The following is a 23,324-nucleotide window of genomic DNA, read 5'->3' on the forward strand; positions in this document are numbered from 1 at the left end:
AGTGGAACGCCTCACCACCACCCCGCGGGGCGTCACCCTCGGCCCGCTCGAGCTGATCCCCGACGGCAAGGCCCGCAACTTCGTGCTGGAGATGCGCGCCGGCCGCTTCCACGGCTTCGTCGTCCGCCAGGGCGAAGCCGTGCACGGCTATCTCGACCTCTGCGCGCACATGGCGCTGCCGCTCAGCAACAAGCTCGACGACTATCTCACGCCCGACGGCAGCCATATCCAGTGCAGCTGGCACGGCGCGCTGTATCGGATCGAAGACGGCGTCTGCGTCGGCGGCCCCTGCACCGGCGCGACGCTGCGTCCCTGGCCGGTCGCGGTGGTCGACGGCAAGATCGTCACGGCCTGATCGCGCTTGCACAGCTCCGCGAAATGCGGGATTAGAGCGGCAATTAGGTCAGCAATACTGACTATCCCTGGAGAGTGATCATGACCCCCGATTTCGATTTCGGCCTGGGCGAAACCGCCGACATGATCCGCGAGACGACGCAGCGCTTCGCTAAGGAGCGGATCGAGCCGCTCGCCGCGAAGATCGATGCCGAGGACTGGTTCCCGCGCGACGAGCTGTGGCCGGCCATGGGCGAGCTCGGGCTGCACGGCATCACCGTCGAGGAGGAGTTTGGCGGCCTCGGCCTCGGCTATCTCGAGCATGTCATCGCGCAAGAGGAGATCGCCCGCGCCTCGGCCTCGATCGGCCTCAGCTACGGCGCCCACTCCAATCTCTGCGTCAACCAGATCCGCCGCTGGGCCAATCCCGAGCAGAAGGCCAAGTACCTCCCCAAGCTGATCTCGGGCGAGCATGTCGGCAGCCTGGCGATGTCGGAGGCCGGCGCCGGCTCGGACGTCGTCTCGATGAAGCTGCGCGCCGAGAGGACGGACACCGGCTATGTCCTCAACGGCACCAAGTTCTGGATCACCAACGCAGCCTATGCCGACACGCTCGTCGTCTATGCCAAGACCGGCGAAGGCTCGCGCGGCATCACCACCTTCCTGATCGAGAAGGACATGCCCGGCTTCTCGATCGGCCAGAAGATCGACAAGATGGGGATGCGCGGCTCGCCCACCGCCGAACTGGTGTTCAACGACTGCGAAGTGCCCGAGGAAAACGTCATGGGCCCGCTCAACGGCGGCGTCGGCGTGCTGATGTCGGGCCTCGACTATGAGCGCACCGTGCTCTCGGGCATCCAGCTCGGCATCATGCAGGCGTGTCTCGACGTGGTCCTGCCCTATATCCGCGAGCGGAAGCAGTTCGGCCAGGCGATCGGCCATTTCCAGCTGATGCAGGCCAAGGTGGCGGACATGTATGTCGCGCTCAACTCGGCCCGCGCCTATGTCTATGCGGTGGCGAAGAGCTGCGATGCGGGCAAGACCACGCGCTTCGACGCCGCCGGCGCGATCCTGCTCGCGTCCGAAAATGCGGTGAAGGTCTCGCTCGAGGCGATCCAGGCACTGGGCGGCGCCGGCTACACCAAGGACTGGCCGGTCGAGCGCTTCGCCCGCGACGCCAAGCTGCTCGACATCGGCGCGGGGACCAACGAGATCCGCCGCATGCTGATCGGCCGCGAGCTGATCGGGGCGGCGTAATAAATTCCTCCCCGAGCTTGTCTCGGGGAGGGGGACCATCCGAAGGATGGTGGAGGGGCGGCGGCGCAGCCGCCGTCTTCGACGGCGCCCCTCCACCCCTCGCTTCGCGAGCGGTCCCCCTCCCCCAGCAAGCTGGGGGAGGAATTAGATCACTTGAACAGCGAAAGCGGGATCGCCTCGCCCATCTTGGTTTCGCCCGCGCCGTTCGGATGGAGATTGTCCCCACCCTGCAGCGCCGAAGCGAGGCGCTTGGGATTGGCCGGATCGGCGACCGACTTCTGCAGGTCGACCACCGCATCGAACGTGCCCGAGGTGAGGATCCAATTGTTGATCTCGGTCCGCATCGCCTCGCCGGCAGGGGTCTGATAGCCCGCGCCTTCGAACGGCAGGATCGTCAGGCCGATCACCTTGATCCCGTGGGCATGCGCGCGCTGGACGATCTGGCGATAGCCCGACTTCAGGTCCTCCACCGTGACCACCGGGCCATTGTTGCGGCCCGAGCCGCCGATGTCGTTGATCCCCTCGAGCATCACGACATGCGTCACGCCCGGCAGCGCCAGCACGTCGCGGTCGAAGCGGGCGAGCGCATTGGGGCCGGAGCCGCTCGACAGGATGCGGTTGCCGCCGATCGCCTGGGTCACCACCACATGCGGCATGCCCGCCGCGGCAAGCCGCCGGCCGAGCACGTCGCCCCAGCGGCACACCGGCACCGCTTCGTTCGCGCAGCCGACATTGTCGGTGATCGAATCGCCATAGGCGACGATCACCGGGCGCGGCTTCGGCGCCAGCACATCGATCTGGGCGAGCAGCGGGCGCGGGCCCGACTGGAGCAGCGCAGTGAAGTCCTTCTCGGTGAAATCGCCGTTCGGCGAGATCTTCGTCTTCGCGCCGTTCGCGCCGTGCACCGTGTCGATATCGACCTTGTCGGGCATGTAGAGCGACACTTCGATCAGGTCGAACTGCTTGACCGGCAGCGCCACGGCGTCGCTCACCAGCGGCGCGGCGTTGCGCAGCTTGCCCTCGGCCTGCCCGTCGAAGGTTACGCGCACCGGCTTGCCGCCGGCGATCCGCACCGTCGCGGCGCCGATCCGCATCGCCGGGCCATAGTCATTCGCCAGCCGGATGCGGATCTTGCTGCCCGCGGCGCCGACGCGCACCTGCATGCGCAGCGTCGCATTCTCGACCGAGACGCGCTGCGCCGGCTGGTTCGCCTGCCACATGCTGGCGGTCCAGGCGGGGGTCCAGCCATCGGGGCCGGGACGGGCCTGGGCAGGGTTTGCGAGAATCAGCAGCGGGGCGATGGCCGCTCCCAGGAACATCCGGTGCATTCAGGGTCTCTCCTCCTGTTTGCGAGCATATTATCTTATCAGTCTTATATTACTAGGGGCAGGTCTCGCGGGCCTCTTCTTTCCCCGGCGAAGGCCGGGGCCCAGGCTAAGCAGTGCGCGGCGCAGACGCGCCAAGGCGCGTGACTTCAAGACTGGGCCCCGGCCTTCGCCGGGGAAAATTACAGCAAATACCTCCTTCGGCACGCCGGAGGAGGAGCTACCTCACCAGATCTTCACGCGCTTCTCGGGCGCCAGATACAGCTTCTCGCCCGGCTGGACGTTGAACGCCGGATACCAGGCATCGAGGTTGCGCACGGTAAAGGTCCGCCAGCGGCCCGGCGCATGGCCATCGGTCGCGACTTCGGCCCGCAGCGCCTGATCGCGCTGCTTCTCGCGCCAGCTCTGGGCAAAGGCGAGGAAGAAGCGCTGGTCACCGGTCAGCCCGTTGATCACCGGCGCTTCCTTGCCCTTGAGCGAGGCGTGATAGGCCTCATAGGCCGCGGTCAGCCCCGCCACGTCGGCGATGTTCTCGGCCAGCACCTGCTTGCCGTTGAGGAACAGCCCCGGCAGCACTTCGTACGCGCTGAACTGCGCGGCCAGCGCGGCGCTGGCCTGCTCGAAATGCTTCAGATCCTCGGGCGTCCACCAGTTGCGCAGCTTGCCCTGGCTGTCGAAGCTCGATCCGGTATTGTCGAAGCTGTGGCTGATCTCATGGCCGATCACCGCGCCGATCGACCCATAGTTCGCCGCCGCGTCGGACTTGGGATCGTAGAAGGGCGCCTGCAGGATCGCCGCCGGGAAGTTGAGCGCGTTCTGCAGCGGCAGGTTCACGGCGTTCACCGTCTGCGGCGTCATCCACCACTCGCCCTTGTCGACCGGCTTGCCGATCTTGGCGAGCTGGTGTGCGGTCTCCGCCTTGTCGGCGCGCAGCAGGTTGCCGACGGGATCGTCCGCCTTCACCTCGAGCGACGCATAGTCCCGCCAGGTCTCGGGATAGCCGACGCCCACCCGCATCGTCTCGATCTTCTTGCGCGCCTCGGCCTTGGTCGCGGCATCCATCCAGCTCAGCCCGGCGACGCGCTTGTCGAACGCCGCCTTGATGTTGACCACCATCGCCTGGATGTCGGCCTTGGACGAGGCCGGGAAATAGTCCTTCACGTAGAGCCGGCCGACCGCGTCGCCCAGATTGTTGTTCACGCTGGCGATCGCGCGCTTGTCGCGCGGGCGGGATACCTGCTGGCCGCTCAGCTGCTTCGAGAAGAAGTCGAAGCGCGCCTGGTCGAACTTCGCCGGCAACACCGAGGTGACCTGGTTGATCTGGTGGAAGGCCAGCCAGTCCTGCCATGCCTCGATCGGCTCGCTGGCGACCAGCCGGGCGAGCTTCACCGTGGTCTCGGGATGCCAGACGATGAATTCCTGCTGGCTGCCCAGCCCCGCGGCGGCCCAGAAGCCGTCCCAGTCGATCCCCGGCGCCTTCGCGGCGAAGTCGGCCTTCTTCCACCAATTGTCGGCCTTCTGCACATTCTGGCTGGCGACGAGGTCGGTATGCGCGGTGGCGATCTTGGTCTCGAGATCGAAGACGCGCGCCGCGCGCGCCGCAGGATCGCTCATCCCGGCCAGCGTGAAGATCTTGACCAGATAGGCCTTATAGCCTTCGCGCGCCTTCTTCATCTCGTCGGTCTGCGAGAGATAATAGTCGCGATCCTCGAGCCCCAGACCGCCCTGCAGCACATAGGGCACGGTCACGTCGGGCTTGTCGAGCGCCTGGCTCACCCACAGGCCGAACAGGTTCTCGGTGTGGAAATTGGTCGCGTTGAGCGGGTCGACATCGACGCGGACATTGCCGCCCAGCATCGCCGAGAGCGCAGTCTTGTCCTTGATCGCCGCGATCGCATCGAGCTGCGGCTTGAGCGGCGTCAGCCCGCGCGCCTCGATCGCCGCGGTGTCGGTGAACGCCTTGTACCAGTCCGCGATCCGCCGCTGGTCGGTGCCCGCGGCCGCGTCCGCCTTCAGCGCCGCGTCGATGATCGCCTTGTTGTTCGCCTCGGCCTTGTTGAACACGTCGAGGAACATGCCGGTCGAGGTGCGGTCGCCGGGGATCTCGGTCTTCGCGCGCCAGCCGCCATTGGCATATTCGTCGAAATCGTCGCCCGGCTTCACCTGCTTGTTGAGCCCGACCTGGTCGACGCCGACTCCGGTGCCCGCCGATGCGGTGGTTCCCGTGCCGGTGCCAGAGGGCGTGCAGGCGGTGGTCGCGAGCAGCGCCGCGACAAGGAGTGCATGGGTCTTCAAGGCGACTCTCCGTATTACTGTATGGCAGGGGTGCTACTCCCGCTTATCCCTTTGCGCCAGCACCTTCCCATGCCAGTCTCGCCGGTGTAGGGAGAGGAAAACTAGGACAGGAAGGATGCCCTATCTATGAGCGCCCCGGTGCTCGATTCGAGGGTCGTTGTGGACGCGGAGGATTTCCGCGCCCGTGCCGCGCATAATCGCGGCCTGGTCGACCAGCTCCGTGCCGATGTCGCCCAGGCGGCGCTCGGCGGCAGCGCGGCGTCGCGCGACCGCCACACCGCCCGCGGCAAGCTGTTGCCCCGCGAGCGCGTCGAGCGGCTGCTCGATCCGGGCAGCCCGTTCCTCGAGATCGGCCAGCTCGCCGCCTGCGACATGTACGAGGGCCCAGATGGAAAACCTGAGGTGCCCGGGGCCGGCATGATCGCCGGCGTCGGCCGCGTCTCGGGCCGCACCGTGATGATCGTCTGCAACGACGCCACGGTGAAGGGCGGCACCTATTATCCGATGACGATCAAGAAGCATCTCCGGGCCCAGGAGATCGCCGAGCAGAACCGCCTGCCCTGCATCTACCTGGTCGATTCGGGCGGCGCCAACCTGCCCCACCAGGCCGAGGTCTTCCCCGATCGCGATCATTTCGGCCGGATCTTCTTCAACCAGGCGAACATGTCGGCCAAGGGCATTGCCCAGATCGCCTGCGTGATGGGCAGCTGCACCGCCGGCGGCGCCTATGTCCCCGCAATGTCCGACGAGACGGTGATCGTCCGCGAGCAGGGCACGATCTTTCTCGCCGGCCCGCCGCTGGTGAAGGCCGCCACCGGCGAAGTCATCACCGCCGAGGATCTCGGCGGCGGCGACCTGCATGCGCGCAAGTCGGGCGTGGTCGATCATCTCGCCGAAAATGACGAGCATGCGCTGACCATCGTCCGCGACATCATCAGCCACCTCCCCGCCGATCGCACGCCGGACCTCGCTCTGCTCGATCCCCGCGCCCCCAAATACGCGCCGGAAGAGCTGTACGGCATCATCCCCGAGGACGTCCGCGCCCCCTACGACGTCCACGAAGTCATCGCCCGCATCGTCGATGGCAGCGAGTTCCATGAGTTCAAGGCCCTCTACGGCAGCTCCTTGGTCTGCGGCTTCGCGCATATCTGGGGCATGCCGGTGGGCATCATCGCCAATAATGGCGTGCTGTTCAGCGAGAGCGCGCAGAAGGGCGCGCATTTCATCGAGCTGTGCTGCCAGCGCCGCATCCCCCTGCTCTTCCTCCAGAATATCTCGGGCTTCATGGTCGGCGGCAAGTATGAGGCGGAAGGCATTGCGAAACATGGCGCAAAGCTGGTCACCGCCGTCGCCACCGCCACCGTACCCAAGATCACCATACTGATCGGCGGCAGCTTCGGCGCCGGCAATTACGGCATGTGCGGCCGCGCCTATTCGCCCCGCTTCCTGTTCACCTGGCCCAACAGCCGCATCTCGGTGATGGGCGGCGAGCAGGCAGCCAGCGTGCTGGCGACGGTCCACCGCGACGCCGACAAATGGACGCCCGAGGAAGCCGAAGCCTTCAAGGCCCCGATCCGCGCATCCTACGAGGCGGAGGGCAACCCCTGGCACGCCACCGCGCGGCTATGGGACGACGGCATCATCGACCCCGCCCAGACCCGCGACGTCCTCGGCATCGCCCTCGCCGCCACGCTCAACGCCCCGATCCCCGAGCGCCCCGCCTTCGGCGTGTTCCGCATGTGATGGTGGAGGGCGCGCCTCCCGCAATTCCTCCCCGGAACGGGGAGGGGGACCGCGCGGCGAAGCCGCGTGGTGGAGGGGGCCCACGCTCGCCAAAGGTCCTTCGCGCCCCAATCAAGGACGTGAAGAAAGCCAGAGCGGCTCGTAAGGAAATGTCGTTCCCCGAAGTCCTGCTCTGGCAGCAGCTTCGCAGGGAGCCCGGCGGCTTCCGGTTCCGCCGCCAGAACCCGCAGATCGGCTATCGCCTCGACTTCGCCTGCCTCGCAGCGCGTCTTGCTATCGAAGTGGACGGAGAATTCCACGACCGTGGAGATCGCCCGCAGCGTGACGCAATCCGTGATGGGCGATTGGCAGAAATCGGTTTCTACACCCTTCGCATTCCCGCCGCCGAAATCCTCAAAGACCTCGACGCCGTGATCCGCGGCATCGTTCATGCCTGCCGCACGCGGGCCCCCTCCACCACCGGCCTTTCGGCCGGCGGTCCCCCTCCCCGTTTCGGGGAGGATTTGTAAGGAACGCCCATGCGCTCTCTGTTCGCAGCCGCCCTCCTCCTCGCCCCGCTCCCCGCGCTGGCGCAGACCACCCCCACGCCCAAGCTCCCCCCGGCCAATCCCCTCCCCTATGAGGATGCCGAGGCCGCCGCGGTGATGACGCCGATCAACGCGATGTTCGCCGGCCTCGCCGCCAAGGACGGCGCCGCGATCCTCGCCCAGACGCGCCCCGAGGGCGGCGCCACCGTCGCGATCGAGAAGCCCGACGGCAGCCGCGCGATCCGCCACCTGAGCTGGGCCGAGTTCACCGCGGGCATCAAGCCCGGCCCGGAGAAGCTCGAGGAGCGCATCTCGATGCCCGCGATCGAAGTCGATGGCGACATCGCGATGGTCTGGGCGCCCTATGTCTTCCTGATCGACGGCAAGGCGCATCATTGCGGCATCAACCATTTCGACATGGTCCGCGAGGCCGGCAGCTGGAAGGTGCTCAACGTCACCTGGTCGCAGCGCACCACCGGCTGCACCGCGCAATGAGCCGCGACACGCTGTTAATGCTCGACCAGCAATGGGCCGATCCGGCCTATGGCGGCGAGCGGACCTTCTACTGCAAGGAATGCATGATCCTCGAGGGGCTGCTCGCGCGCTTCCCCGAGCGCGCCGCCGATCTGGAGGTGGTCCGCGTCGCCTGGCCCCGCCCGCGCGCCGCCGTCGTCGAAGCGATCGGCGAGGCGAACCAGAACCTGCCCGCGCTGGTCTGGGCCAGCGAAGACGGCAGCATCGGCTTCGCCAACGAGATCGAGACGCTGCTCGCCGCGCTCGCCGAGCGCCACGGCTTCCCGGAGCGGCACCCGTGAGGGCTGTCCTACACCCTCGAAACCTGCCCATGCTCAGCCGGCGAGCGGAATTTGCACGCGCTGTATTTTCATAGGCCGCAAGCGCGAATTTAGTAAAATTTGCCACGGTTCGGAACGCACAAGATGTTGAAATCGCTTCTGATTGCCAATCGCGGGGAAATTGCCTGCCGCATCATTCGCACCGCCCGCGAGCTCGGCGTGCGCACGATTGCGGTCTATTCAGACGCCGACTCGAAGGCTTTGCACGTTCGCGAAGCCGACGAGGCCGTGCATATCGGCCCCTCCCCGGCCCGCGAGTCCTATCTGGTCGGCGAGAAGATCATCGCGGCCGCGAAGGCGACGCGTGCCGAGGCGATCCACCCCGGCTATGGCTTCCTCTCGGAGAATGCCGATTTCGCGCAGGCGGTGATCGACGCCGGTCTGATCTGGGTCGGCCCCAAGCCGGACAGCATCCGCGCGATGGGCCTGAAGGACGCCGCCAAGGCACGGATGATCGCCGCCGGCGTGCCCGTCACCCCCGGCTATCTCGGCGAGGACCAGTCGCCCGAGCGGCTCCAGGCCGAGGCAGACGCGATCGGCTATCCCGTTCTGATCAAGGCCGTCGCCGGCGGCGGCGGCAAGGGCATGCGGCTGGTCGAGGCGGCCGCGGACTTCCGCGACGCCCTCGCCTCCTGCAAGCGCGAGGCCGCCAGCTCGTTCGGCGACGACCGCGTGCTGCTCGAGAAGTACATCCTCTCGCCGCGCCATATCGAAGTGCAGGTGTTCGGCGACAGCCATGGCAATGTCGTCCACCTGTTCGAGCGCGATTGCTCGCTCCAGCGCCGCCACCAGAAGGTGATCGAAGAGGCCCCGGCGCCTGGGATGACCGAGTTCACCCGCGCCGCCGTATGCTCCGCCGCCGTCCGCGCCGCCAAGGCAGTCGACTATGTCGGCGCCGGCACGATCGAGTTCATCGCCGATGGTTCCGGTCATCTCCATCCGGACCGCATCTGGTTCATGGAGATGAACACCCGCCTCCAGGTCGAGCATCCGGTGACCGAGGCGATCACCGGCGTCGATCTGGTCGAGTGGCAGCTTCGCATCGCCAGCGGCGAGCCGCTGCCGCTCCATCAGCACGAGCTCTCGATCAACGGCCATGCCATGGAGGCGCGCCTCTATGCCGAGGACCCCGCCACCGGCTTCCTTCCCTCGATCGGCCCGCTCACCGAGTTCGACCTCAATGACGGCCTGATCCGCGTCGATACCGGCGTGGAGGAAGGCGACGAGGTCACGCCCTTCTACGATCCGATGATCGCCAAGCTGATCGCGCACAGCCGCGACCGCGAAGGCGCGATCGAGTTTCTGTCCACCGCGCTGTGCAGCAGCAGCGTCTGGCCGGTGCGGACCAACGGCGCTTTCCTGTTCAGGGCGCTGGCCGACCCCGATTTCGTATCGGGCAAGCTCGATACCGGGCTGATCGCGCGCAAGGGCGATGCCTGGCTTCCCCCCAGGCTGCCGAGCGAAGAGGTGCTGCGCGGTGCCGCCGGGCGGCTGATCGAGGACGAACCGGGCGTGGCGCCCCGCCTCGCCGGCTTCCGCCTCAACGCCCCGCAGCGGCTGCAGACGGTGCTCGACGTCCACGGCACCCGCGTGCCGGTCGACTTCGCCGCGCCCGCCGAGAATTGGTACATGCGCCATTTCGACAATCGCGTGATGATCACCGAGTCCGGCCAGACCTTCGCGATCCGCCTCGCCCGCTTCGACGGTGCCGCCGGTGCGGCGGCGGGCGACGGCGCACTGCTGGCGCCGATGCCGGGCCGGGTCACCTCGGTCGAGGTGGCGGCGGGCGACACTGTCGCCAAGGGCCAGCGCCTCGTCACGCTCGAGGCGATGAAGATGGAGCACGGCCTTACCGCGCCGTTCGACGGCATCGTTGCCGAATTGAACGTGACACAGGGCAGCCAGGTGAGCGAAGGCACGCTGCTGGTGAAGGTCGAGAAGGCGGAAGGCTAGGCATGGCAGGCAGGTATTTCGACGAATGGCAGGTCGGCGACATCGTCGTCCACGAACTCCGCCGCACGGTGACGGAGACCGACAATCTGCTGTTCTCGACGATGACGCACAACACCCAGCCGCTGCATCTCGATGCCGAGGCGGCACGGGCAAGCGAGTTCGGCCAGATCCTCGTCAACGGTACCTTCACCTTCAGCCTGATGGTCGGCATCACCGTGGGCGACACCACCGCCGGCACGCTGGTCGCCAATCTCGGCTATGACGCGCTGCGCATGCCCAAGCCGGTGTTCATCGGCGACACGCTGCGCGCCGAGAGCGAAGTGACCGAGGTCCGCCCGAGCAAGTCGCGCCCCGGCCAGGGCATCGTCACCTGGCAGCACCGCATGCTCAACCAGCGCGGCGAGCTGGTCTGCGAGTGCCTGCGCTCGGCATTGCTCAAGAGCCGGCCAGCCGCGTGAGGGACAGCGCCGACATCGTCGTGATCGGTGGCGGTGCGGCAGGCGTCGGCGCGCTGCGCACCCTCGCTGATGCCGGCAGGGACGCGCTGCTGCTCGAGGCGCAGGACAGGCTCGGCGGTCGCGCGCACACCGTGCACATCGCCGGCCTGCCGATCGACATGGGCGCCGGCTGGCTCCATTCGGCGCCGAAGAACCCTTGGGCGGCGATTGCCGAGGCGCGCGGCTTCACCGTCTATCGCGCGCCGGCGCGCTGGGGCGAGCAATGGCGCGGGCTCGGCGCGACCAAAGCGGAGCAGGAAGGGCTGTGGCACGCCTTTGAGAGCTTCATGGCCGCGATGGAGACGCCGCCGCCCAGCGACTGCGCCGCCGACCTGCTGCCGCCAAACGGCGAATGGAACGCCGCGCTCGATGCGCTCTCCGGCTATATCAACGGCGCCCCGATGCGCGAAATGTCGGCGATCGACTGGCAGGCCTATGAGGACGAATCGATCGACGTGAACTGGCGCGTCGAGCAGGGCTATGGCGCGCTGGTCTCCTCGCATGCCGCTTGGCTGCCGGTGGTGCTCGGCACGCCGGTCACTGCGATCGACGGCACGGGCAAGCAGCTCCGCATCGAGACGCCGCGCGGATCGATCACCGCCAATGCCGCGATCGTCACCGTCTCGTCGAACGTCCTTGCCGGCGGCGCGATCAAGCTGGCAGGGCATGACGCGATCCTCCACGCCGCGGCGCAGCTGCCGCTCGGCCTGGCCGACAAGCTGTTCTTCACGCTGGACGGTGCCGACGACGTCGATGCCAATGCCCATCTGCTCGGCAACCCGCACAGCGCGCTGACCGGTACCTATACGCTCAAGCCGTTCGGCCGCCCGCTGGTCGAGTGCATGCTGGGCGGCGACGGTGCGCGGGCGATGGAGAAGGAAGGGCTGAACGGCGCCGCGGACTTCGCGATCGGCGAACTGGTCAACCTGCTCGGCAGCGACTGGCGGGCGAAGCTGCGCTTCGTCGCCGGTTCGGCCTGGGGGCGCGAGACCTATGTGCTGGGCGGCTACAGTCATGCCCGACCGGGGCAGCACGGTGCCCGCGCGGTGCTGCGCGCCGGGGTGGACCCGCGCATCCGCTTCGCCGGGGAGGCCGTGTCCGACGGCGAGTTCTCCACCGCGCACGGGGCGTACAACACCGGCGTCGCCGCCGCTAAGGCGTTGCTCTAGGCGGCCGCCTTCCCCGGCTTGGGCGCGGGGTTGGAGAACTCCATCTCCTGGTCGATCCCGCCGAACTTCAGCGCCATCACGTCGCGCGCATAATTCTGGTTGAGCCGCCACGGCTTGCGCGCCCCCTGGCGCGGCAGCTTGTCGGCCGCCCGCTGGACATAGCCCGAGGTGAAGTCGAGGAACGGCACTTCCTCCACCGGCGCCGCGATGCGTGGCGTCACCTGGCGCATCCCGCGCTTCTTCATCGCATTGAGCAGCCGCGTGACGTAATTGGCGGTCAGGTCGCTCTTCAGCGTCCAGCTGGCGTTGGTATAGCCGAACGAGATCGCGAAATTGGGCACATCCGAGAACGTCATGCCCTTGTAGGTCATCGCCTTGGCCGGCTCGAACAGCTTGCCGTCCACGGTGATCGGCATCCCGCTGAACAGCTGGATCTCCAGCCCCGTCGCCGTCACCACCAGGTCCGCAGCCAGTTCCTTGCCCGAGCCGAGCCTGATGCCGCCGGCGGTGAAATGGTCGATCGTGTCGGTCACCACGTCGGCCTTGCCGCCCTTGATCGCTGCGAACAGGTCGGCATCGGGCACCAGGCACACGCGCTGGTCCCAGGGATTGTACTTCGGCGTGAAATGCGTGCCCACGTCATAGCCCGCCCCCAGTTCGTCGCGAACCATCTGGACGATCCGTTCGCGGGTCTTTTCGGGGTTCTTGCGCGCCAGGCGGAAGAAGAATTGCTGGAGCAGCACGTTCTTCCAGCGGGTGAGGCCATACGCCGTCATCGCCGGCAGCCGCTTGCGCAGCCAGTTGGCCAGCCGGTCCTCGGACGGGCGCGAGACTATATAGGTCGGCGAGCGCTGGAGCATGGTGACGTGCGTCGCCTGCTTGGCAAGCTCGGGCACCAGCGTCACCGCCGTCGCGCCGCTGCCGATCACGACGACGCGCTTGTCCTTGTAGTCGATATCGTCGGTCCAGAATTGCGGGTGGACGATTCGCCCCTTGAAGTCTTCCACTCCGGCGAAGTCGGGCGTGTGGCCCCGCTCGTAATTGTAATAGCCTGTGCACAGGAACAGGAAGGCGCAGGTGAAGGTCACCGCTTCCCCGCCCCGTTCCGCCGTGACCGTCCACAGCGCATCGGCGCTCGACCAGCTCGCGCCGGTCACCCGCGTCGAATAGCGGACGTGCCGGTCGATGCCATAGTCGCGCACCGCCTCGTCGAGATAGTTGAGGATCGACGGGCCATCGGCGATCGCCTTGCTGTCGGTCCAGGGGCGGAAGGAAAAGCCCAGGGTGAACATGTCCGAATCCGAGCGGATGCCCGGATAGCGGAACAGGTCCCAGGTGCCGCCCAGCCGCGCGCGCCCTTCGAGTACCACATAGGAGCGGTCCGGGCAGTTCTCCTGGAGATGCCACGCCGCCCCGACGCCGGAGATGCCGGCCCCCACGATCACCACGTCGAAATGCTCGGCCACGCGCCTCTCCCGCCGATCTGTTTACAGGGTTGTAAGCAGAGAAACCGGCAGGCTCAATAATCCCTGGAATATTTGAGGCTCACGCTCGATCCGCCGAAGGTGCCCGCCTGGGAGAGCAGGCTGAGCGTGCGGCTGAGCGAGATTTCGAGCTGCGTGGCGGTGAAGCCGCGCGCATCGGTGATGATCTCCACATAGATGTCGTTGGTCAGGTACTTGCCCGCCGCCAGCGCGGTACCGCGTCCGCTCACATCGTCGGCACCCAGGATGCGCAGCCGGTCGATGCCGGTGGCGGACTTGAGCTGGCCGAGTGGATTAAGCCCGCCGCCCGAGCCGCTGAGGGACTGGAGCGCTGCGGCGAGCTGGATCGCCTCGGTCGCGGTCAGGTTGGTCACGTTGGTGCCGAAGAACAGGCGCGAAAGCACCTCCTCCTGCGGCAGGCTGGGCGAGGAGCTGAAGGTGATCTGCGGCTGCTGCGCCGTGCCGGTCACGTCGAGGATCGCGGTGACGCCCTCGGCCGTGGTGTTGCCTTCGATGTCCACCGTCGGGTTGCTGATCTCGGCACCCTGGAAGCGGATCGTGCCGCGAGTGATCGTGAAGCGACGGCTGGCGAAGCTGTAGGTGCCGCGCACGATCTCCAGATTGCCGCGGACATCGGGCGACAGCGTCGTCCCGCGCACGGTGATCCGCGAGCGCCATTCCGATTCCAGCCCCATGCCGGTGACGAACAGCCGGTTGTCGGCATCGATGCGCAGGTTGAGATCGAAGTCGCCGAACGCGCGCAGCACGCGGCCCGGTGTCTGCTCGGCCGCTTCGACATCGCTCTTGCGGCGCACGCCCGTCAGCTCGGGGACTTCGGCGGCGCCCTGGCGGATGATCTGGTAATGCGCCTCGGGAATGGTCAGCCGCCCTTCGATCTTCGAGACTTCGGGGTTCTTGGTGATCGTGATCTTGCCCGTTGCCGTGGCGCCCAGCGCGTCACTGCGCGCCAGCCGGGCGTTGTCGAGATCGGCGGTGATCGCGATCGGATAGCCGTTGGCGGAAGACAGGCTCACCTTGCCCTGCGCCTTGACCGTGCCGTCGCCGGCCTTGGCAGTGAGCGAGTTGAGGATGAACTCGTCGTTCGAGAAGCTGCCGTCGATCTGCATGCCGGTCAGCCGCGTGCCGAAATTCTCGTTCTCGTAGCGCAGGTTGGTCGCGCGGACGACGCCGGCCAGGCGTGGCTGCTCCACCTTGCCGGTGAAGTCCGCCGCGATGCCGATCGGTCCGTCGAGCTGCTGGCCGCTGAGCCCGGCCAGCGAGAAGGGCACCGCCGCCGGGCCGTTGTAGCGGATGCCGCCGGAAAGCGGCGCGGCGAACATGCGGTCGGTCCAGCTGCCCGCCTCGGGCCCGAGCGGGCTCAGCGTCGCCACCACCCGGCCGATCGTGTTGCCGCCGCGGCGGATCAGCGCCCGCGCGTCGCCGCCATCGGGCAGCAGCTTGCCGACGAAGCTGATGTCCACCGCAGTCGAGACGCTGGCCAGGCTAGCGCGGGTGAAGTCCTTGATCTCCAGCCGCGCATCCGCGCTCGGGAAGGCGCTGGGCGAGGTCTGGGCAAAGTCCAGGCTACCGGTCGCCGTGCCGCCGATGCCGAGATCGGGGACGAAGGCGTTGACCACCGCCAGGTCCATGCTGTCGAGCCGGGTCTGCAGCACCAGCCCCTTGCCATAGCTGCCCGCCAGCCGCGCGCTGCCCTTGTCGAAATCCACCTTGGTGGGAAGCAGGTGATAGACGCCGTCGCGGATCGCGATATGCGCCGGCTGGCTGGTGTGGAAGTTCACCCCGCTGCCCTGTCCCTGCAGCGCGACCAGCCACGCCTCGGGCGCGAGCTTCGCATTGGCGGCGATCTGGAAGGGCACGCCGGTCGAGCCATTGGCGAAAAGCTGCGCGGTCCCGCTGCCGCCGGCATAGGCGATCTTCGCACGCGCGGTCTTCAGCACGAACTTGCCCTGGCGCAGGTTGGCGATCTGGACGTCGCCGTTGATCTGCGGCGTGTCGGCCAGAACGACGTTGCCGGCGATCAGCGCGCGGCCGATCGTCAGCCCCGCCTGCCCCGGGATCCTGGCGTTGGAAGCGGTCGCCTTCACGTCGGCCCGCTGCAGCTTGCCTTCGGCCGAAAGCGCCGCGCGCCCGATCACGCCCGATCCGTTGAACGCCAGCTCGCCCTCGAACGGCCCTGCCGCGGTCTGGGCGAGCTTGCCGCTGATGTCCATGCCGGCGAACCGCCCGGAATTGACGTCGATCGCCAGCCGGTTGCCGGTGCGCACCAGCACATCGGCGTTGAACGGCCCATAATCGGTGTCGCCCTTGGCCAGCACCGCCCACGCATTGTCGCGCCCGCGCACCTGCGCCTCGAGATCGACCAGCCCGATCCCCAGACCCGGCTTTGGCGCCTTGAGCAGCACCACGGGCGCATTGAGCGTGCCGGTCACCCGCGCAGTCAGCGGGCCATATTGGTCGGATACCGCATCGGCGTTGATCAGGATCGGCCCCGCCGGATCATAGCGCCCCGATCCGCGCAGCACGCGGAACTGCGGCGCCTTCATCCTCACGTCGCTGATGCTGATGATGCCCTTCGGATCGAGCACCAGCCGTGCCGAGGCGACGGCGTTGCCACCCAGGAACTCGCGCGCGCCATCGCTGAAGATCTTGCGCGTGTTGCCAGCAATATGCCCCTTGATCCCCCAGCCGCCGCCGGGCGCGGCGTACAACTCGGCATCGGTCTTGAGGTCGACGATGCCGACGCCGTCGATCTGATAGTCGTTCACCCGCCCCTTGAGCGCGCCGGTATAGCGGCCCCGCCCGATATCGGCGGCAACGATCGCAGTGGCGTCGATCTTGTCCGAACGCAGCCGTAGATTGTCCGAGAGGATCTGCTGGCCCGAAATCGCGAGATCGCCGTTCACGGTCAGGTTGGTCACCAGCCCGCCCGCTGCGGCGTTGAGCCCCGAAACCCGCGCCGCCCGCGCCTTCACCGGCACCAGGATGCGATTGGCGTCCACCCGCGCCTGCCCCTCGGCATAGAGCTTCTCGGCAACCATCTCGCCAAAGCCCAGCGCCGCGGCGGAAAGCTTGTAGTCGACCACGGGCCGGTCGAATGCGCCGTCGAGCGCCAGCGATGCGCGCACCGACCGGCCGACCAGATTGGGTGCGATCGCGCCTGCCTTGAGCAGGATCGCGTCGATCTTGAGATTGTGGAAGCGGTTGTTGCCAAGATCGACCTGCCCCGTCGCTTCGGCCTGGAGGGCGTCCGAATGGAGCTTGATCACGCCGTCCGCCACGCGGTTCGCCCATTTGGCGTCGAGATCGAGATCGAGCTGCGGCGCGGCCAGCCGCTCGACCGGCCCCTTCAGCCACAGGCCCGGGTGCAGCGGCCCGCGCAGCTGGAAGCGACCATTGGTCGCCACCAGGTCGAGATTGGCAAGCTCGGCCCCGCCCAGCATGCCCAGCGCCTTGCCCTGCCAGCGCGCCCAATCGCCCTTGCCGGCGACGTTCAGCGCCAGCGGCGCATCCAGCCCGGCCAACCCGGCGACAAGCCCCTTGGCCGGCGCATCAAGCTTCAGGTCGATGTCGAGCTTGTTCCTGTCCGGCGTCGCGTCGAGCCGGAGCGCCAGCTTGTCGCCGCCTGCCACGCCCGGCGCGGAGAGCGTGCCGCCGTCGAGCACCAGTTCGGCGCGCCCGTCAGCGAGATGCGCCCTGCCCGCCAGCCGCCCGAGATAGCGGGCACGCCCATCGACTTCCCTGGCGATGTCGATCCGGGCGATGTCGAGCCTGCCCACATCGATGTTGAGATCGGGGAGCAGCGGCGCGTTGGGGTCGCCCGAGGATTTGAGCGCCGGCAGCCGCAGCAGCTTCACCTCGGGGCTGGTCAGGCTGCGCACGTCGACCCGGTTGCGCAGATAGGCGAAGGGCCGCCAGTCCATCCGGATCTCGCGCGAAATAGCGAACACGCCCTTTGTGTCGCGCACCTGCACGTCGCGGAGGATCATCGCGCCGTACAGCGATCCGTCGATCCGCCCGACGCGGAAGTTCAGCCCCGATCCGAGCGTGATCCTGGCGATCTGGTCCGCGACGAAGCGACGCCCCGGCTGGGTGTTGATGCCGAGCACCAGCGCGGTCGCCGCCAGTGCCAGCCCGGCCAGCGCGATCCCGGCCCATTTCGCCACGCGCTGCCACAAGGGCCTGCGCACCACCACGACCTCTGGCTCGGCCGCCGCCTCAGGCGTCTCGTCCGCCATCAGAAGGCCTGCCCGATCGAGATGTAGAGCGCGATCTTTGATTCGTTCGGCTTACGCTTGATCGGCGTCGCCACGTCGACGCGGATCGGGCCGAAATTGGTATAGAGCCGCCCGCCGATTCCCGCGCCGAAGCGGATGTTCTGCAGCGTCGGATAGATGCCTTCATAGACTTGGCCGGCATCGATGAACGGCACGATGCCGTAATTGCCGAAGCGATAGCGCGCCTCGAGCGCGAACTCGTTGAACGAACGCCCGCCCACCGGCTTGTCGTCGGGCGAGCGCGGGCCCAGCTCCTGATAGCCGAAGCCCCGCACCGATCCGCCGCCACCGGCATAATAGCGGCGCGACGGCGGCAGGTCGTCGCGGGCGATGCCCGGGATCGACCCCACGCGCGCGCGTCCGGCGATCACGATGCTGCTCGATACCGGCTGGTAATAGGTCCCCTCGAGCATCAGCCGGGCATAGGGGCGCACCGATCCGCGCACCGAAGTTTCCGGGCTGGCATTGGCCTTGATCCGGAAGCCGCGCGTCGGGTTCAGCAGATTGTCCGAACTGTCATAGCCAAGGAACAGCGGCGCCGCCGCGATCAGCCAGGTTCCGCGGTCGCGCTGGTTGCGGTTGTAGTTCCAGCGATCCTCGTTGGTGCCGACCAGCTCGATGCCGTAGAAATAGGTCCAGCGCTTCTGCCAGATCGGCGTGGAATCGCGCGAGACGCGGGCCGAGAACGAACCGGTATAGGCCTCATAGGCGTCGTAATTCTTGTGCTCGGCCGCCACCGCGAGCTGCAGCGTGCGATCGCGCTGGCCCCAGTTCGATCGGCGGAAAGTGGTGGTGAGCCCCTGTTCCTGCGTGCCGAGCACGCCCGAGACGATCAGCGCGCCTTCGGGCGGGAACAGGTTGCGGTGCGTCCAGCTGCCGGTGAGCTTGAGCCCCTCGCCGGTCGAATAGCCGATCTCGGCGGCAAGCGTGCGCGGGCGCCCCGGGTTCTGGCGGACGAGCAGGTCGACCACCTCGGTGCCGTCCGGCCCCGGCTGGCCGGTGCGCACCGGCTCGACAGAGACGGTGGAGAACAGGCTGGTCGCGATCATCGCGGCGCGCAGATCGTCCACGGCGCGCACGTCGTAGAGCTCGCCGGGCTTGTAGCGGCGCAGCACCCGGATGTGATCGGCGCCGAACGCCGGCTTGCGCGCGCGGCGCTGGCGGCGGGTGCGGCGCTCGGTGGTAGTAACCGTGGCGCCATCGGCGCTTGCCGCCGGATCGGCGCTGCCCGCACCGCGACCTGCCATGTTCGCCGCGCCCACTTCGGTGCGGATATCGCCGAACACCGCGCGCGGCCCCAGCTCGATCGGCAGCGTATAGTCGCCGATCTGTGTCTCGCCATCGAGCAGGATGTCGCGCTGCCCCAGCTTGAAGAAGGGATAGCCCTGTTGCGGCAGCCGCAGCGCCACATTGGCCTCAGCGCCCTGGATCCGCTCGGCCTCGATCGGATCGCCGGGGTTGAGGTTCAGCTCGCGCAGCAGCAGCCCGGCGGGCACGGTCGGCTGGCTGTCCACCTTGACGTCGCCCAGCCGGTAGAGCGGCCCCGGCGTAACGCTGATCGTCGCGCGCACGCCGCCCTGCCGCGCCGGATCGGGCTCGACCGTCGAGACCGCCGTCGCATCATAATAGCCGCGCGAGTTGAGCAGGCGGATCGCCAGCTTCTCGTCCTCGCGCGCTCGCGCCGCGACCATCGCGGTGTTCGCCGCCCGGCCGCCGCCATTCTCCAGCGCCGACAGGTCCTCGAACAGGTCCTCCAGCCCCAGCGCGGAAAGCCCTTCCTCCCGCGTCGAATAGCGGATCGTCACAGCCTTCTTGTCGGCGGTCTTATCCTCCACCTCGGGCTCGACCTTGAACTCGGCGAGCGGCGGCAGCGGCCGGGCGAATTCGGGATCCTCGGCCGGGGCGGCGGCAAAGGTCTCCTCGGCCTGTTGCTGGATCTGCTGGGTCGCCTGGCCCTGCGTCACCGGCACCGGCGCCGGCGTGCCGCCCGCCGTCGGCGGCAGCGCCTCGAGCGGTGCGTTGATGTCGCCCTCGACCTTCGGCATCGCCTTTTCGAACTGGTCGTCGGGCACGATCGGACTCTCGTCGACCGGGGTGACGACGACGGTGCCGTCTTGCGTGGCAGCGGGAGCCGGGGTCGGCGTGGCACTGGGTGCAGGCGCAGGGCCCGAGGGCGGTGCGCCCTGTCCCGGCTTCGGATCGGAAATCTGGGCATGCGCCAGCCCCGGCACGAATGCCGTGCCGGCGAGCGCCGCCAGCCAAATCCGCTTTACCCCTTTACGCAAACGGCTCCCTTTCGAGCCGTGTTCCTAGCCCGGCCCTCTCGCAAGCGTAACGACCCAAAAGCGCTTTGGGTCCGTCGGTTTCCGAAAGTTCAGCTATTTCAGCGCACTACCGCCTTCGCTTCAGCGCGAAACCTGTGGAGAAGTGGCTCGGTATAGCCATTGGGCTGGTCGAGCCCCTCGAAAACCAGCGCGCGTGCCGCCTGGAAGGCCAGGCTGGTCTCCTCCTGCCCCGCCATCGGCCGGTACAGCGGATCGTCCCGGTTCTGCGCATCGACCTTCGCCGCCATCCGCCGCAGCGCCGCCTCGACATCGTCCGCCCGCGCCACGCCGTGGAGCAGCCAGTTGGCAAGGTGCTGCGATGAGATGCGCAGCGTCGCGCGGTCCTCCATCAGCCCCACGTCATGGATGTCGGGCACCTTGGAGCAGCCGACGCCCTGGTCGATCCAGCGCACGACATAGCCGAGGATGCCCTGGGCGTTGTTGTCGAGTTCCTGCGCCACTTCCTCCGCCTGCCAGTTGCGCCCGTTCGCCAGCGGCACGGTGAGCAGCGGCGCCAGGCCCGGGATCGCCTCGCCGGCGATTTCCTGCTGCCGCGCGAACACGTCGACCTGGTGGTAGTGGAGCGCATGCAGCGTCGCCGCGGTCGGGCTCGGCACCCAGGCGGTGTTCGCCCCGCTCATCGGATGCGCGATCTTCTGCGCCAGCATGTCGGCCATCCGGTCGGGCGCCGCCCACATGCCCTTGCCGATCTGCGCCTTGCCGCTCAGCCCGCAGGCCAGGCCGATGCGGACGTTGCGATCCTCATAGGCCTTGATCCAGTCGGCACCCTTCATCTCGCCCTTGGGCACCATCGGCCCGGCGCGCATGCTGGTGTGGATCTCGTCGCCGGTACGGTCGAGGAAGCCGGTGTTGATGAAGACGATGCGATCCTGGACGGCGTGAATGCACGCCGCGAGATTGACCGAGGTCCGCCGCTCCTCGTCCATCACGCCGACCTTGATCGTGTGGCGCGGCAGCACCAGCAGGTCTTCCACCGCGTCGAACAGCGCGTTGGTGAAAGCGCATTCCTCGGGCCCGTGCATCTTGGGCTTCACGATATAGACCGATCCCGCGCGGCTGTTGCGGTACTTGCCCAGACCCCGCAGGTCGTAGAGCGCGATCGTGCTGGTCAGGATCGCGTCGAGCACGCCCTCCGGCGCCTCGCTGCCATCGGGAAGATGCACCGCCGGCGTCGTCATCAGATGCCCGACATTGCGGACGAACAGCAGCGAGCGCCCGTGCAGCCCCCCGCGATCGGGATTGAGCCGCCGGGTCAGCGTCTTGCCGCCCTTGTCGAAGCTTTCCTCCAGGTCGCCCTGCATCAGCCCCAGCCAGTTGGCATAGGCGGCAACCTTGTCCTCCGCATCGACCGCGGCGATCGAATCCTCCAGGTCGACGATCGCGGTCAGCGCACTCTCCAGGATCACGTCGGCGATGCCCGCGGGGTCGGTGCGGCCGATCGGATGATCGCGGTCGATCACCACTTCGATATGCAGGCCGTTGTGGCGGAAGATAAGGGCATTCGGCGCGCCCGGCTCGCCGCGGAAACCGACCCATTGGTCGTCGTCCTCCGAGTGCCAGTCGCCTTCGAGATTCATCGAGAACTCCGCGGTCGCAAAACGCGGCCGTCCGTCTTCGATCGTGATCCCGACAACGTCTTCCCAATGCCCCCTGGAAAGAGGCACCGCCTTGTCGAGAAATTCCTTCGCATAGGCGATCACCTGCGCCCCGCGCGCCGCGTCATAGCCGCCCGGCTTGGCCACGCCCGGCAGCGCATCGGTGCCGTAGAGCGCATCGTACAGGCTGCCCCAGCGCGCATTGGCGGCATTGAGCACGAAGCGGGCATTGAGCGCCGGCACGACGAGCTGCGGTCCCGCCATCGTCGCAATCTCGGCGTCGACGTTGCGCGTGCCGATCGCGAACGGCGCCGGCTCCGCCGCCAGATAGCCGATCCCGCGCAGGAAGTCCTGGTCGCCCGAGCGCTCCGGCTGCGCATCGATCGCCGCCTGGATCGCATCGCGCTTGGCCAGCAGCGCGCGATTCTCAGGCGCGAAGGTTGCGAAAATCTCCGCCACGCCCGCCCACCAGCCTTCGGCCGGGATATCGAGCCCCGGCAGCACGCGTTCCTCGACGAAGCGCGCGAGCGGCTCGGCGACGGACAGGCCGGAACGAATGACGGTCATGAAAATCCTCCTGCGACACGATACTTGGCGTTCGCCTGGGGAGGGCATGCCCCGCTTAGGCCATCGCCGCCCTCGCGATCAAGAGCCGTGTTCGATATCCTCGACCGCCGCCTCGATCCGGTCGAGCATTTCGCGCAGCAGCAGCCGTTCCTCGCGTGAGAAGCCGGCGAACACCTGCTTCTCCAGCTCGATCGCCTTGGGCGCGACTTCCTCGTACAGCTCCCACCCCGCCTTGCTCAGCGTCAGCAGGTGCGATCGCTGGTCGCCGGGATTGCTCGCCCGGCTGATCAGCCCGCGCTCGGCCAGCGCGATCGCCGCCCGGCTTACGGTCACCTTGTCCATCCGCGTGCGGCCGCACAGCGCCTGCTGGCTCATCGCCCCGCCCTCGGCCAGGATCGTCACCAGCCGCCATTCGGGGATCTTCAGCCCGAACAGCGCGCGATAGGCACTCGCCACGGCGTCGGAAACCGCGTTGGACGCGATCGACAGGCGATAGGGCAGGAAATCGTCGAGCTTCAATGCGGTCATACAGTGAGCCTATTTATCGTATTTAGCCTTGCGCAACTGACAACGCTGGACAGTTGCATATTTTGCAATGCTACCGGTAACACTTCGCACTTGCGATAGAAACCGCTGCGATGCACAAAGATCGGGCCTTTCAGGCATCCTCTCCTAAGACTTTCACGGCCGTCCTTCGGGGCGGCCTTTTTTTTTGCGCGCGATCCGGGCGGCCGCAAGGGCGTTCAATGCGGCCGGCTCAGCGTCCAGGACGCGATATAGTCGGGATCGATCACGCGATCGTCCGCATCCTTCAGCTCGTAGATGCCGGGATCGGCCGGCTCGAACGCGTCGAGCAGCGGCGGCAGCGTGACGATCTCGCCGCGACGCTTCCCTTCCAGCCGCAGCGTGATTCCCTCGCCGGGATCGACTTCCATCACCGTTCCGAAGAACTGTTCCCGCCAATCGCCCTCCGCGCCGCGGTGGGTGAGCCCGACCAGCACCGTCGCGCCTTCGAGGCGGGCGGCGGCGGCGTGATCCCACGTCTCCTCCGCCCCGCCCACATTCTCCCAGCGTTCGTCAGCCAC

The 23,324-nt window shown here is 67.6% G+C and carries 17 protein-coding genes; 9 read left to right on the forward strand and 8 right to left on the reverse strand.

The window, feature by feature from the left end; genetic code table 11:
- The first annotated feature begins 1 nt into the window (after nucleotide 1).
- Together P6144_RS05350 and P6144_RS05355 are read left to right on the forward strand one after the other, a co-directional pair.
- A complete protein-coding gene (locus P6144_RS05350; protein WP_277766667.1) occupies nucleotides 2–355 on the forward strand; it encodes a Rieske (2Fe-2S) protein in 354 nt (117 codons plus the stop codon).
- 80 nt (nucleotides 356–435) lie between these two features.
- Complete coding sequence (locus P6144_RS05355) at nucleotides 436–1,590, forward strand: isovaleryl-CoA dehydrogenase (RefSeq protein ID WP_277766668.1); 1,155 nt, start codon at nucleotides 436–438, stop codon at nucleotides 1,588–1,590.
- A 149-nt stretch (nucleotides 1,591–1,739) separates the two neighbouring features.
- Here the strand turns inward: P6144_RS05355 and P6144_RS05360 are convergent, their stop codons facing one another.
- Both P6144_RS05360 and P6144_RS05365 read right to left on the reverse strand, forming a co-directional pair.
- Nucleotides 1,740–2,918: an SGNH/GDSL hydrolase family protein gene (locus P6144_RS05360; RefSeq protein WP_277766669.1), complete on the reverse strand. Its 1,179-nt coding sequence runs from the start codon at nucleotides 2,916–2,918 to the stop codon at nucleotides 1,740–1,742.
- A 222-nt stretch (nucleotides 2,919–3,140) separates the two neighbouring features.
- Complete coding sequence (locus P6144_RS05365; RefSeq protein ID WP_277766670.1) at nucleotides 3,141–5,210, reverse strand: M13 family metallopeptidase; 2,070 nt, start codon at nucleotides 5,208–5,210, stop codon at nucleotides 3,141–3,143.
- Between the two features lie 126 nt (nucleotides 5,211–5,336).
- Between P6144_RS05365 and P6144_RS05370 the strand changes: the two genes are divergently transcribed.
- The 7 genes from P6144_RS05370 (at nucleotide 5,337) to P6144_RS05400 (ending at nucleotide 11,953) form a co-directional block, all read left to right on the forward strand.
- Nucleotides 5,337–6,953, forward strand: coding sequence for a carboxyl transferase domain-containing protein (locus tag P6144_RS05370; RefSeq protein ID WP_277766671.1), 1,617 nt, complete (start codon nucleotides 5,337–5,339; stop codon nucleotides 6,951–6,953).
- A gap of 149 nt (nucleotides 6,954–7,102) precedes the next feature.
- Nucleotides 7,103–7,462: an endonuclease domain-containing protein gene (locus P6144_RS05375; RefSeq protein WP_277766672.1), complete on the forward strand. Its 360-nt coding sequence runs from the start codon at nucleotides 7,103–7,105 to the stop codon at nucleotides 7,460–7,462.
- A gap of 9 nt (nucleotides 7,463–7,471) precedes the next feature.
- Nucleotides 7,472–7,975, forward strand: coding sequence for a hypothetical protein (locus P6144_RS05380; RefSeq protein ID WP_277766673.1), 504 nt, complete (start codon nucleotides 7,472–7,474; stop codon nucleotides 7,973–7,975).
- Nucleotides 7,972–8,295, forward strand: a complete 324-nt coding sequence (locus P6144_RS05385) for a DUF3088 family protein (RefSeq protein WP_277766674.1) — start codon at nucleotides 7,972–7,974, stop codon at nucleotides 8,293–8,295. Before P6144_RS05380 ends, P6144_RS05385 begins: the two co-directional genes overlap by 4 nt.
- A gap of 123 nt (nucleotides 8,296–8,418) precedes the next feature.
- A complete protein-coding gene (locus tag P6144_RS05390; RefSeq protein ID WP_277766675.1) occupies nucleotides 8,419–10,287 on the forward strand; it encodes an acetyl/propionyl/methylcrotonyl-CoA carboxylase subunit alpha in 1,869 nt (622 codons plus the stop codon).
- Nucleotides 10,288–10,289: 2 nt separating this feature from the next.
- Nucleotides 10,290–10,745 (forward strand): MaoC family dehydratase, encoded by a 456-nt coding sequence (locus P6144_RS05395; protein WP_277766676.1) that lies wholly within the window; start codon nucleotides 10,290–10,292, stop codon nucleotides 10,743–10,745.
- Nucleotides 10,742–11,953, forward strand: coding sequence for an NAD(P)/FAD-dependent oxidoreductase (locus P6144_RS05400; RefSeq protein ID WP_277766677.1), 1,212 nt, complete (start codon nucleotides 10,742–10,744; stop codon nucleotides 11,951–11,953). The genes P6144_RS05395 and P6144_RS05400 overlap by 4 nt, the downstream gene beginning before the upstream one ends.
- Here the strand turns inward: P6144_RS05400 and P6144_RS05405 are convergent.
- The 6 genes from P6144_RS05405 to P6144_RS05430 all read right to left on the reverse strand — a co-directional run bounded on the left by P6144_RS05405 (nucleotide 11,950) and on the right by P6144_RS05430 (nucleotide 23,324).
- A complete protein-coding gene (locus P6144_RS05405) occupies nucleotides 11,950–13,419 on the reverse strand; it encodes an NAD(P)/FAD-dependent oxidoreductase (protein ID WP_277766678.1) in 1,470 nt (489 codons plus the stop codon). The two genes, P6144_RS05400 and P6144_RS05405, sit on opposite strands and share 4 nt — an antisense overlap.
- A 53-nt stretch (nucleotides 13,420–13,472) precedes the next feature.
- On the reverse strand, nucleotides 13,473–17,693 hold the full coding sequence (locus P6144_RS05410) for a translocation/assembly module TamB domain-containing protein (protein WP_277766679.1): 4,221 nt from the start codon (nucleotides 17,691–17,693) through the stop codon (nucleotides 13,473–13,475).
- Nucleotides 17,693–19,777: a BamA/TamA family outer membrane protein gene (locus tag P6144_RS05415; protein ID WP_277766785.1), complete on the reverse strand. Its 2,085-nt coding sequence runs from the start codon at nucleotides 19,775–19,777 to the stop codon at nucleotides 17,693–17,695. The genes P6144_RS05410 and P6144_RS05415 overlap by 1 nt, the downstream gene beginning before the upstream one ends.
- A 338-nt stretch (nucleotides 19,778–20,115) precedes the next feature.
- Nucleotides 20,116–22,239: a malate synthase G gene (locus tag P6144_RS05420; protein ID WP_277766680.1), complete on the reverse strand. Its 2,124-nt coding sequence runs from the start codon at nucleotides 22,237–22,239 to the stop codon at nucleotides 20,116–20,118.
- Between the two features lie 78 nt (nucleotides 22,240–22,317).
- Complete coding sequence (locus P6144_RS05425; RefSeq protein ID WP_277766681.1) at nucleotides 22,318–22,767, reverse strand: MarR family transcriptional regulator; 450 nt, start codon at nucleotides 22,765–22,767, stop codon at nucleotides 22,318–22,320.
- 215 nt (nucleotides 22,768–22,982) lie between these two features.
- Complete coding sequence (locus P6144_RS05430; protein WP_277766682.1) at nucleotides 22,983–23,324, reverse strand: hypothetical protein; 342 nt, start codon at nucleotides 23,322–23,324, stop codon at nucleotides 22,983–22,985.

It is taken from the genome of Sphingomonas sp. HITSZ_GF, assembly GCF_029543155.1.
Classification (GTDB): Bacteria; Pseudomonadota; Alphaproteobacteria; order Sphingomonadales; family Sphingomonadaceae; genus Sphingomonas.

Excerpts from the sequence above, each read along its gene's own strand:
- P6144_RS05355 (WP_277766668.1), top strand. The coding sequence starts at position 436 with ATGACCCCCGATTTCGATTTCGGCCTGGGCGAAACCGCCGACATGATC.
- P6144_RS05360 (WP_277766669.1), bottom strand. The coding sequence starts at position 2,918 with ATGCACCGGATGTTCCTGGGAGCGGCCATCGCCCCGCTGCTGATTCTC.
- P6144_RS05370 (WP_277766671.1), top strand. The coding sequence starts at position 5,337 with ATGAGCGCCCCGGTGCTCGATTCGAGGGTCGTTGTGGACGCGGAGGAT.
- P6144_RS05375 (WP_277766672.1), top strand. The coding sequence starts at position 7,103 with ATGTCGTTCCCCGAAGTCCTGCTCTGGCAGCAGCTTCGCAGGGAGCCC.
- P6144_RS05380 (WP_277766673.1), top strand. The coding sequence starts at position 7,472 with ATGCGCTCTCTGTTCGCAGCCGCCCTCCTCCTCGCCCCGCTCCCCGCG.
- P6144_RS05385 (WP_277766674.1), top strand. The coding sequence starts at position 7,972 with ATGAGCCGCGACACGCTGTTAATGCTCGACCAGCAATGGGCCGATCCG.
- P6144_RS05390 (WP_277766675.1), top strand. The coding sequence starts at position 8,419 with ATGTTGAAATCGCTTCTGATTGCCAATCGCGGGGAAATTGCCTGCCGC.
- P6144_RS05395 (WP_277766676.1), top strand. The coding sequence starts at position 10,290 with ATGGCAGGCAGGTATTTCGACGAATGGCAGGTCGGCGACATCGTCGTC.
- P6144_RS05410 (WP_277766679.1), bottom strand. The coding sequence starts at position 17,693 with ATGGCGGACGAGACGCCTGAGGCGGCGGCCGAGCCAGAGGTCGTGGTG.
- P6144_RS05415 (WP_277766785.1), bottom strand. The coding sequence starts at position 19,777 with ATGCCGAAGGTCGAGGGCGACATCAACGCACCGCTCGAGGCGCTGCCG.
- P6144_RS05420 (WP_277766680.1), bottom strand. The coding sequence starts at position 22,239 with ATGACCGTCATTCGTTCCGGCCTGTCCGTCGCCGAGCCGCTCGCGCGC.
- P6144_RS05425 (WP_277766681.1), bottom strand. The coding sequence starts at position 22,767 with ATGACCGCATTGAAGCTCGACGATTTCCTGCCCTATCGCCTGTCGATC.